Origin of the sequence: Mesotoga sp., from assembly GCF_035363035.1 — a bacterium.
Classification (GTDB): Bacteria; Thermotogota; Thermotogae; order Petrotogales; family Kosmotogaceae; genus Mesotoga.
The window spans coordinates 1-8,924 of record NZ_DAOSEH010000085.1 but is presented as its reverse complement, the minus strand read 5'-3'; the positions used below and the strand labels follow the sequence as shown (position 1 = coordinate 8,924).

The 8,924-nt window shown below is 49.6% G+C and carries 8 protein-coding genes; 5 read left to right on the top strand and 3 right to left on the bottom strand.

The window, feature by feature from the left end; genetic code table 11:
- Window positions 1-523: 523 nt before the first annotated feature.
- The 3 genes from PKX57_RS10160 to PKX57_RS10150 form a co-directional block, all read right to left on the bottom strand.
- Entirely contained in the window at window positions 524-1,168 is a 645-nt protein-coding gene (locus tag PKX57_RS10160) for a class II aldolase/adducin family protein (protein ID WP_472413012.1), read from the bottom strand.
- Complete coding sequence (gene xylB, locus PKX57_RS10155; protein WP_472413011.1) at window positions 1,161-2,672, bottom strand: xylulokinase; 1,512 nt, start codon at window positions 2,670-2,672, stop codon at window positions 1,161-1,163. The genes PKX57_RS10160 and xylB overlap by 8 nt, the downstream gene beginning before the upstream one ends.
- A gap of 189 nt (window positions 2,673-2,861) precedes the next feature.
- Complete coding sequence (locus PKX57_RS10150; protein WP_472413010.1) at window positions 2,862-3,032, bottom strand: hypothetical protein; 171 nt, start codon at window positions 3,030-3,032, stop codon at window positions 2,862-2,864.
- A 144-nt stretch (window positions 3,033-3,176) separates the two neighbouring features.
- On the opposite strand from PKX57_RS10150, the gene PKX57_RS10145 reads away from it, so the two are divergent.
- From PKX57_RS10145 to PKX57_RS10125, 5 genes are read left to right on the top strand one after another with little or no spacing between them, the layout of a single operon-like run.
- Entirely contained in the window at window positions 3,177-4,187 is a 1,011-nt protein-coding gene (locus tag PKX57_RS10145) for a substrate-binding domain-containing protein (RefSeq protein ID WP_472413009.1), read from the top strand.
- 43 nt (window positions 4,188-4,230) lie between these two features.
- Window positions 4,231-5,721: a sugar ABC transporter ATP-binding protein gene (locus PKX57_RS10140; protein ID WP_472413008.1), complete on the top strand. Its 1,491-nt coding sequence runs from the start codon at window positions 4,231-4,233 to the stop codon at window positions 5,719-5,721.
- Window positions 5,699-6,706, top strand: coding sequence for an ABC transporter permease (locus PKX57_RS10135; RefSeq protein ID WP_472413006.1), 1,008 nt, complete (start codon window positions 5,699-5,701; stop codon window positions 6,704-6,706). Before PKX57_RS10140 ends, PKX57_RS10135 begins: the two co-directional genes overlap by 23 nt.
- The gene (locus tag PKX57_RS10130) at window positions 6,693-7,685 is read left to right on the top strand and encodes an ABC transporter permease (protein ID WP_472413005.1); all 993 of its coding nucleotides are present in this window, start codon (window positions 6,693-6,695) and stop codon (window positions 7,683-7,685) included. Before PKX57_RS10135 ends, PKX57_RS10130 begins: the two co-directional genes overlap by 14 nt.
- Window positions 7,686-7,709: 24 nt before the next feature.
- Entirely contained in the window at window positions 7,710-8,450 is a 741-nt protein-coding gene (locus PKX57_RS10125; protein ID WP_472413004.1) for a DeoR/GlpR family DNA-binding transcription regulator, read from the top strand.
- Window positions 8,451-8,924 lie beyond the last annotated feature (474 nt).

The following is an 8,924-nucleotide window of genomic DNA, read 5'->3' as shown; positions in this document are numbered from 1 at the left end:
AAACGGGACAGACGTCAGGAGCCCGTCAGTCCCCATTTTCGCGGTCTTTCCTCCCCTCACGTCATGCCGGATTCACTTGACGTCATTCTGAGCTTGACTCAGAATCTGCTCTTTCAACCGTAAGGAACGGGATCCCGTATAAGAACACTACGGGATGACAGGATGGGGCACGGGATGACAGCCCCCTTCCCGTCATGCCGGACATTGATCCGGCATCCTCTTCGTAAGAGCAAAAGAGCGGGATCCCGTATAGGAGCATTACGGGATGACAGGATGGAGGCGTTCTGGATGCGTAATGTCGAGGAAATGCCCCTAACGCTCTCACGAAGGACGGGTCCATGATCTGGGACGAACAACGAAGGACGGCTCTTCTGAGCGGGATCCCGAGCAGCACTACGGGATTACTGGATTGGTGCACTATGTGATAACGGGATCGAAGCCGGGATTTACTAAAAGGCGGAAAAGAAAAGAGCCGACATCGGTCGGCTCTAGGCGATAATTCGATCGGTGTAAGGTTTAGGCTTCATTTCTGCCCGTAGTGATTCCTCACGAAGTCCTGCATCTTAAGACACTCTTCGTGGGATATCACCTGAGGGGTTCCTATGATTGTCGCCATGATAATCGTTTTTGCCGACTTCTCAAGTACCTCGGCCACCTTGAAGGCGTCTCCCAACGTGCTTCCCACACAGACCGCTCCGTGGTTCGCGAGAAGCACCGCGTTATTGTTTCCAAGAGCTTCCACGGCGTTAATGGCCAGTTCCTCGGTTCCGGGAAGCGCATACTTTGCACACTTCACGCCTTCTCCGATTATTTGCACGAGTTCCTCCGAAACCGCGGGGACATCTTTTCTCGCTATGGCGAATGCCGTTGAGTACTGAGGATGAGTGTGAATAACCGCTCCCACATCCGGTCTATATTTATAGATCATTCTGTGAAGACCGTGCTCGATGCTCGGCTTTCGCTTGCTGTCGATGACAAAGCCTTTCATATCCGCCAGAACAATGTCCTCGGTCTTCAAGCAACCATAGCTCATACCGCTCGGAGTTATCAGGAAGCTTTCACTGTCGATTCTGACACTTATGTTTCCCCAGGTTCCTACCGTCATACCCCGTTCTTCCATTCTTCTGCAGGCATCCAGCACCAGACCGGCAAAGTCTTCTCTATTCATCCGCATACGCCTCCAATTCTGCCATCATTGAATGTGTTCTATCGTAGATTCGCTTGTATATACCAAATAAGTTCTCGTATTTTTCTGCCCTAGCTGGATCGGGATCGACCGTCTCGACACGCCTCACGAGACGGGCCGCCTCCAGGGGATCGCGTATCTCCTTCGTTGCGAGAAGGGTGAGTATCAGGTTGCCTATCGAGCCGGTGTCCTGGGTTTCGAGCGTCATGACTTTCTTTCCATAGACATCGGACTGGATTCTTCTCCAAACAGGGCTCTTGCTTCCTCCACCCATGACATTCACGCCGTCGAAACTCACACCCAGCTCTTCAATGACCTTCATGCAATCTTTTATTGAAAAGGAGACCCCTTCCATTATTGCCCGAACCATGTGGGCTTTGGAGTGTTTGATTGTGAGTCCGAAGAATACACCGCGAGCCTTTGAGTCCCAGAGAGGAGTTCTCTCTCCCATGAGGTAGGGGAGGAAGACCAGTCCCTCTGATCCGGGAGAGACCTTTTCGGCCATCGAGGAGTATTCGTCGAAGACTTCGTTGCTTCTGTCTTTGTCGAATGTGTTTCTGAACCACGTTAAGCTGGAAGCAGCGGTTTGAGTTATTCCCAGAATGTCCCAGTAGCCTTCCAGCGGATAGCTCCAGCACATAACTCTCTTTTTCGGGTCGATAACGGGCGTAGAAGTGCACGCTGCCACGACTCCGGCGGTGCCAATTATGCAGGACACTTCTCCTTCGCCGAGAAGACCGGAGCCTAATTCGGCTACGGAGTGATCCGAGCCTCCGTTGACAACCGGGGTTCCTTCCAGAAGACCGGTTTCCTTCCCCGCCCTGTCCGTTATGTGGCCCATTATTCTTGCCGAAGGCATTACGTCGGAAAGGAGATGACCGTCAAGGCCTATCAGGTCAAGGGCTTCGGGGCTCCATTTGTTGGTTCTTATGTCGAAAACGGCTGTCCCGGACGCATCGGACGGATCGGTGATTTTGTTGCCGGTCAACAGGTACTTTATGTAGTCCTTGGCGGTCATTATCGACTTCGTTTTTGCGAAGACCTGTGGCCTGTGTCTTTTCACCCAGCAAATCTGCGGCGCCGCATATGTAGTTGTAGGAAAGTTCCATGTGAGTTCGAAGAGTCTGTCTGCCCTTCCATCCCTGTTCCATTCCTCTATTATTTCGCTGCTTCTCTGATCGAGCCAGGTAATCGAAGGGCCTATGGGGTTATCTTCAGAGTCTAGATAGACGTGTGTGTGCATCTGACCGCAGATCGAAATCGCATTTACAAGTTTGGGAAGACGGACGTCATGAGACTCGAGCTCTTTTATGCAATCGATGATCCCCTTCCACCAGAGCGCAGGATCCTGCTCGGCCTGTCCCGGTTGTTCAGAAATTATCGGATACTCGGCATAAGCGGATCGTTGAATCTCCCCATTCATGGAAACAAGAGTGACCTTGACTCCCATCGTTCCCAGATCGATCGACAGAATCCCTTCCTTCATTACTGCCTCCTGATATTCCATCTGCACCTGCGACCAATACTTTACCTATCGACATTGCGAGTAAAATGGATCAACAAGGTGATTACTTCATATCATCTATACTTATAAAGCTTACCAAAAAACTCGAGCGATGTGAAATCGGATTAGAGACAAGTAAGGATAGGCTCCTGCGATTACGACTGATACGGGTCAAAAACTAGCGTCGATCGCTATCTTAAAAAGCGTTTTAGAAGCGACTTCAGTTACTGGAGCCCTGTTCATAATCGTTTTGAAAACTCGTTGTTTCTCTTGGGGAGTAACTACGGCCGATATCATACAAGAATCGAAACTATCGAAGGCTACCTGTCCTTGATCGGCCATAAGTCTCGATAATCAGATGTCTTCGGGTATGGATTTGAAAGAATGAATTGATAAAATGAGTTTGATCACAAGTTATCAAGTCAATGCTTCGAGTGTTTTCCACTGTTTATGATGGGCCGGTCAACCGGTCACATAGAAGGAGGGATGCGAATGAATAAGAAAATTCTGATGCTCCTGCTCTGTGTCTTGTTTGCAGTTGCCGTCTTAGCAACCGACTACGAAATCGCGGTTGTTGTTAAGATCGGTGGAATTCCCTGGTTCAACAGAATGGAAGTCGGTGTCAAAGATGCCGCTTCAAAACTCGGGGTGAACGCTTACCAGATAGGGCCTTCAGACGCAGATCCTGCTCAGCAGGTGAAGATAGTTGAAGATCTTATCGCAAAGGGAGTCGACGCCATCTGTGTAGTTCCTAACGACGCGAAAGCGCTCGAGCCTGTCTTTGAGAAGGCCAGGGCGAACGGCATCATTATCATCACTCACGAGTCGCCCGATCAAAAGGGTGGCGACTGGGACGTTGAAACGATAGACAACGTCAAGTTCGGAGAGGCGAACTTCGAAAGGCTCGCGCAGCTGATGGGTGGAGAAGGGGAGTTCGCGGTGTTTGTCGGCGGGCTCACGGTTCCGCTTCATAACTTCTGGGCAGATGTAGGTCTTGCTTACGTTGCAGAGAAGTATCCGAACATGAAGTTAGTGACTGAGAGAATCCCCTGTGGCGAAAGCGTGGAGCTCTCTTACCAGAAGACACTCGAGCTTCTCAATGCCTACCCGAACTTGAAGGGTATAGTCGGTTTCGGTTCTCTAGGCCCGATCGGTGCCTCGCAGGCTCTCAACGCAAGGAACATGAAGGGAAAGGTTAAGATTGTAGGTACGGTAATTCCGAGTCACGCAGATCCTTACCTGAAGCAGGGTTTGATGCAGTGGGGTTACCTGTGGGATCCCAAAGATGCAGGATTCGCACAGGTTTATCTCGCGAAAACACTGCTGGATGCTAAGAACGCTCTTGCGAAGGCCGGAATTCCGGCGGGTATTGTGCCGGCGGTCGTCGATGGCTTCGAGATACCCGGTCTTGGGAAGGCAACTATCGAAGGAAACATTGTCAAATTTGACGCGCAAGTCGATATAACTGCTGAGAACGCTCTTTCTTACGGGTTCTGATTTCGAGAGGGGGTCCGCCCCCTCTCTTTCCGGTGATGTAATTATGGCTGAGAAATTGTTGGAGTTGAGGAATATTTCGAAGAGATTCGGAGGCGTACTTGCCCTCGATTCAGTCGATTTCGAAATAGAGAAGGGAGAGGTCCATTGCCTGGTCGGTGAGAACGGTTCGGGAAAAAGCACTCTGATAAAGATAATCTCGGGCATTCATTCGCCCGATCCCGGCGGCGAGATATGTGTTGACGGCAGGAGAATAAGCCACCAGAAATCTTCAAATAGCGTAAGGGAAGGTATTCAGGTAATATATCAGGATCTGTCGCTCTTCCCGAATTTGACCGTGGCCGAAAATATCGCCATCTCTTCCAGAGTAGAAACTGGAAAACGCCTGATGAACTGGAAAGAGACCGAAGAAGAGGCCGTCAGAACTATGAAGAAGATCGGAGTTTCTCTCGATACTCGCAGGGAAGTCAGCCAGCTATCCATTGCAGAAAGACAAATAGTCGCTATCTGCAGGGCAATAAACGCGAACGCGCGGCTGGTGATTATGGACGAGCCGACCGCTTCTCTCAGTAAGAATGAAGTCCAGTCTCTAATTAAGGTGATCAACGAGCTTCAGAACAGAGAGATAGCCACGCTTTTCGTAAGCCACAAACTTGATGAAATAATGGCCGTGGCCCAACGAGTTACGGTTCTTCGCGACGGAAAGAAAGTCGGAGTCTTTGACGCTTCCGAGCTTACGAGGCAGAAGCTCTCATATCTCATGACGGGTAAAGAGTTCGAATACACGAAGCTTCCTCCATATTCCGGCGACGAAATCGTTCTTGAAGTGAGAAAGCTTTCCAGAACCGGCAATTACAAAGAGATCGATCTGAAGGTTCATAAGGGAGAGATAGTCTGTATTACTGGGCTGATGGGCTCGGGAAGAACCGAACTGGTGCTATCGCTCTTCGGAATGAACCCTCCCGACGAAGGAGAAATCTTCGTATGCGGGAGGAAGATCAATCCCACCGGCGCTGTGGATGCAATACGCGCGGGGATCGCGTACGTGCCCGAAGATCGACTGCAACATGGGCTTGTGATGAATCAGCCTGTGGGGAAAAACATAGTGCTTACGGTTCTCAAGAGAATTCTATCCAGAATCAGATTCATAAGCAAAGCAAAGGAAAGTATGGAAGTGAAGCGATGGATCGAAGAGCTCTCGATAAAGGTTCCGTCCGTCGATTCTCCCGTGAATACTCTTTCCGGCGGCAACCAGCAGAGAGTCGTGATCGCCAAGTGGCTTGCAATAAACCCGAAGGTTTTAATCCTCGATTCGCCGACGGTGGGAATAGATGTCGCCGCAAAAGACAGCATATATAAGATAATAAGAGAACTGGCAGCGGAAGGCATTTCAATTATCATGATAACCGATGAAGCCGAAGAAGCCATATACCATTCAAATACGACATACATAATGAGTGCGGGCAGAATAATCGGCAAATATAATTCCAGCGAGCTTACGGAGAAAGAGCTGTATGAGAAGATCAACAAGATCTAATTCAGGATTGAGAAAGATATTTGTCAAGAGCGAATTCTACCTCTTGCTTGTGATAGTCGCAGTGTCTCTGCTTTTCACCATTATGAAGCCGAGCTTTCTGACCTTCACCAATATCTACGGAATGGTGGAAAGCAATTCCTTCCTTGCAATAATGGCCGCGGGTGTACTCGTCGTGCTGATCTCCGGAGGGATTGACATTTCCTTCACCGCAATCGCCACTGTCGCACAGTATGTGATGGCTACGATTGTCATTCGTTGGGGAGGGAATATGTTCCTGGCCTTTGCGATAGGTGGCGCTGTCGGTATAGGCCTCGGTTTAGTCAACGCTCTGCTCATATACTTTCTGAGGACTCCGTCGATAATCGTGACGATTGCAACCATGAACCTGTTCTACGGTCTTCTCATATTCATTAGCGGCGGAACCTGGATCTATGGCTTTCCCATGTGGTTCATGGAGAGAAATCTTGTGAGATTTGGTGACAATCCCGGAATAACCATTCCGATTCTTATTCTGGTGCTCTCTTTCATTCTCACATGGCTGATACTGAAGTACACCGCTTTAGGCAGAAACATCTACGCGGTGGGTGGCAACCAGGAAGCGGCACGAAGAGTAGGTATAAGCGTTCTGAAGACGCAGCTTTTCGTTTACTGTTACATGGGCTTTCTAGCGGGGGTAGCTTCTACGGTCCAGGCGAATATGATGCTCACCGTGGCTCCCAATGCGCTTATGGGAAGAGAGCTCGAAGTTCTGGCCGCGGTGGTGCTCGGAGGCGCGAGTTTGGCCGGAGGTACTGGGAGCATCCTCGGGACGATTCTGGGATTCGGTCTAATAATCATCGTTCAGAACGGGTTGACGTTGTTGGGAATCTCTTCTTACTGGCACAAGGTCTTTGTTGGGGCCATAATTGTCATCAGCGTGGGAATAACGGCTTACCAGAGGAAACTGCGCGAGAGAAAAGGGGCGATAATCAATGTCGAAGAGTGACAATAAGAGAGGAATACTCTCGAAGAATTCCGAGATTCTCTCCCTGGGAGTGATTCTTGCGGTTCTCGTCCTGCTGTTTTCACTCGCTCTCCCCGGCAAGTTCCTCAGACCCAGCAACCTTCAGTCTATGGCCTTCCAGCTTCCCGAACTGGGAGTGCTTGCCTTCGCGATGATGATAACGATGCTTACGGGCGGGATAAACCTATCCATAATAAGCTCGGCGAATCTCTCGGGAATAATCATGGCGATGATTCTGACTAGGAATGTGACTCCCAACATGGGAGGCGGTGAACTTGGCTGGATAATATTTCTGGCGATTCTCGCCGGAATGTCCATTTCTTTAGCGGTGGGTCTTGTGAACGGAATGATAATAGCGTATATAGGGATCTCTCCGATTCTTGCAACACTCGGTACGATGACGCTTCTAGAAGGAATAAGCCTCGTAATAACAAGGGGGTACGTGATTTCGGGCCTTCCCAGGAGCCTTCTGGTAATCGGCAACGGTACATTTCTGGGAGTTCCCGTCCCTCTGTTCATTCTGATAGCGGTCGCGATAGCGGTGGCGATATTGCTCAACAAGACGCGTCTGGGTCTATCCACTTACATGATTGGTTCGAACATCAAGGCGACCGGTTTCTCGGGTATAAACACGAACAAAGTGACTATTCTCGTATATATGATATCCGGTCTTCTTGCAGGTATCGCATCGCTTATAATGATGGCCAGATTCAACTCTGCAAAGGCCGGCTACGGTTCCTCTTATCTTCTGGTCACTGTGCTCGTTTCTGTCCTCGGGGGGATCAATCCGAACGGAGGCTTCGGCAAGGTTTCCGGCGTCTTTATCGGTCTCATCTTACTGCAGGTTATCTCAAGTGGATTGAACCTCCTCGGAATCAGTCAGTTCCTGACACTTGCATTGTGGGGAGCTTTGCTTCTCGGAGTCGAAGCCCTGAGACTTGCAAAGAGAAGAGTCAGATGAGCGAGATATGCTGGAGATGATTAGATGGCTTTAAAGAAGGAAGACAGAAGGCAGAACATCCTGAGCATTCTTGCCGAGAGAGAATCGGTCAACACTCAGGAACTCGCAAAACTCCTGGATGTTTCTCTGGTTACGCTCAGGAGGGACTTGAGGGATCTGCAGAAATCGGGTCTTGTGATCAACGGGTATGGAGTAGTAAGGGCGGTCAATCAGGAAACCGATCCCAGCAGCTTCTTCCTGAAAAGGCTCAGGGTAGAGAGAGAATCAAAGGAGATAATTGCCTCGAAAGCCATAGAATATGTTGAAGAAAACGATGTCCTCTTCATTGATGAAAGCACCACCTGCTATGTTTTTGCGTTGAGATTATCGAGAAAGTTCAAGAAACTGCACATAATAACCAATGGTATCAACATCCTGCTCGCCCTGTCTAAAGTACAGGGGTTTTCGGTTGAATCGAGCGGCGGAAGCCTCCAGTACGGATTCGATTCGCTTATTGGACCTAGAGCCGAAAGTCTCGTGAGCTCGATATACGCGAACAAGTTCTTCTTTTCGGCGGCCTCGTTCAGAAGCGATATAGGTACCTTCGAACTCAGCCCCTTTTCCGCCAGCATAAAGAGAAAGATGCTTCTGAACTCGAGCGAGAGAATACTTCTGATAGACAGCAGCAAATTCGGTGTTATTGCCCCCTTCAAGATGGCCGAAGTTGGAGAAATAAACAGAATCATCACTGAAGAGAAAGATTTCATACCTTCACTTCATAGTTGAAGAATCTTCTATCGGAATGGTAAATAGGGACCCCCTTTTACCAAGCAAATAAACGCGACTCTTGCACGAAGTTACCTCAGTTATCCCTTCATTTCGGGATGGCTCCTCAGATCAACAACTGACTGGATGATGAAAAGGCCGAGCATAATGACACCCCACATCAGGTCTTCCACGGCATCGCCACAAATCCGTAGTTCATCGCGCAATAGAGACCCAGGTAGGGCACTACCCACTTCAAGTTCTGCTTCATGTTTTCGCGAAAATGAGTCCCCATTTTCGCGGTCTTTCCTCCCCTCACGTCATGCCGGACTCACTTGACGTCATTCTGAGCTTGACTCAGAATCTGCTCTTTCAACCGTAAGGAACGGGATCCCGTATAGGAGCACTACGGGATGACAGGATGGGGCACGGGATGACAGTCCCTTCCCGTCATGCCGGACCTGATCCGGCATCTCGTGCGCCCGGCATGGTACA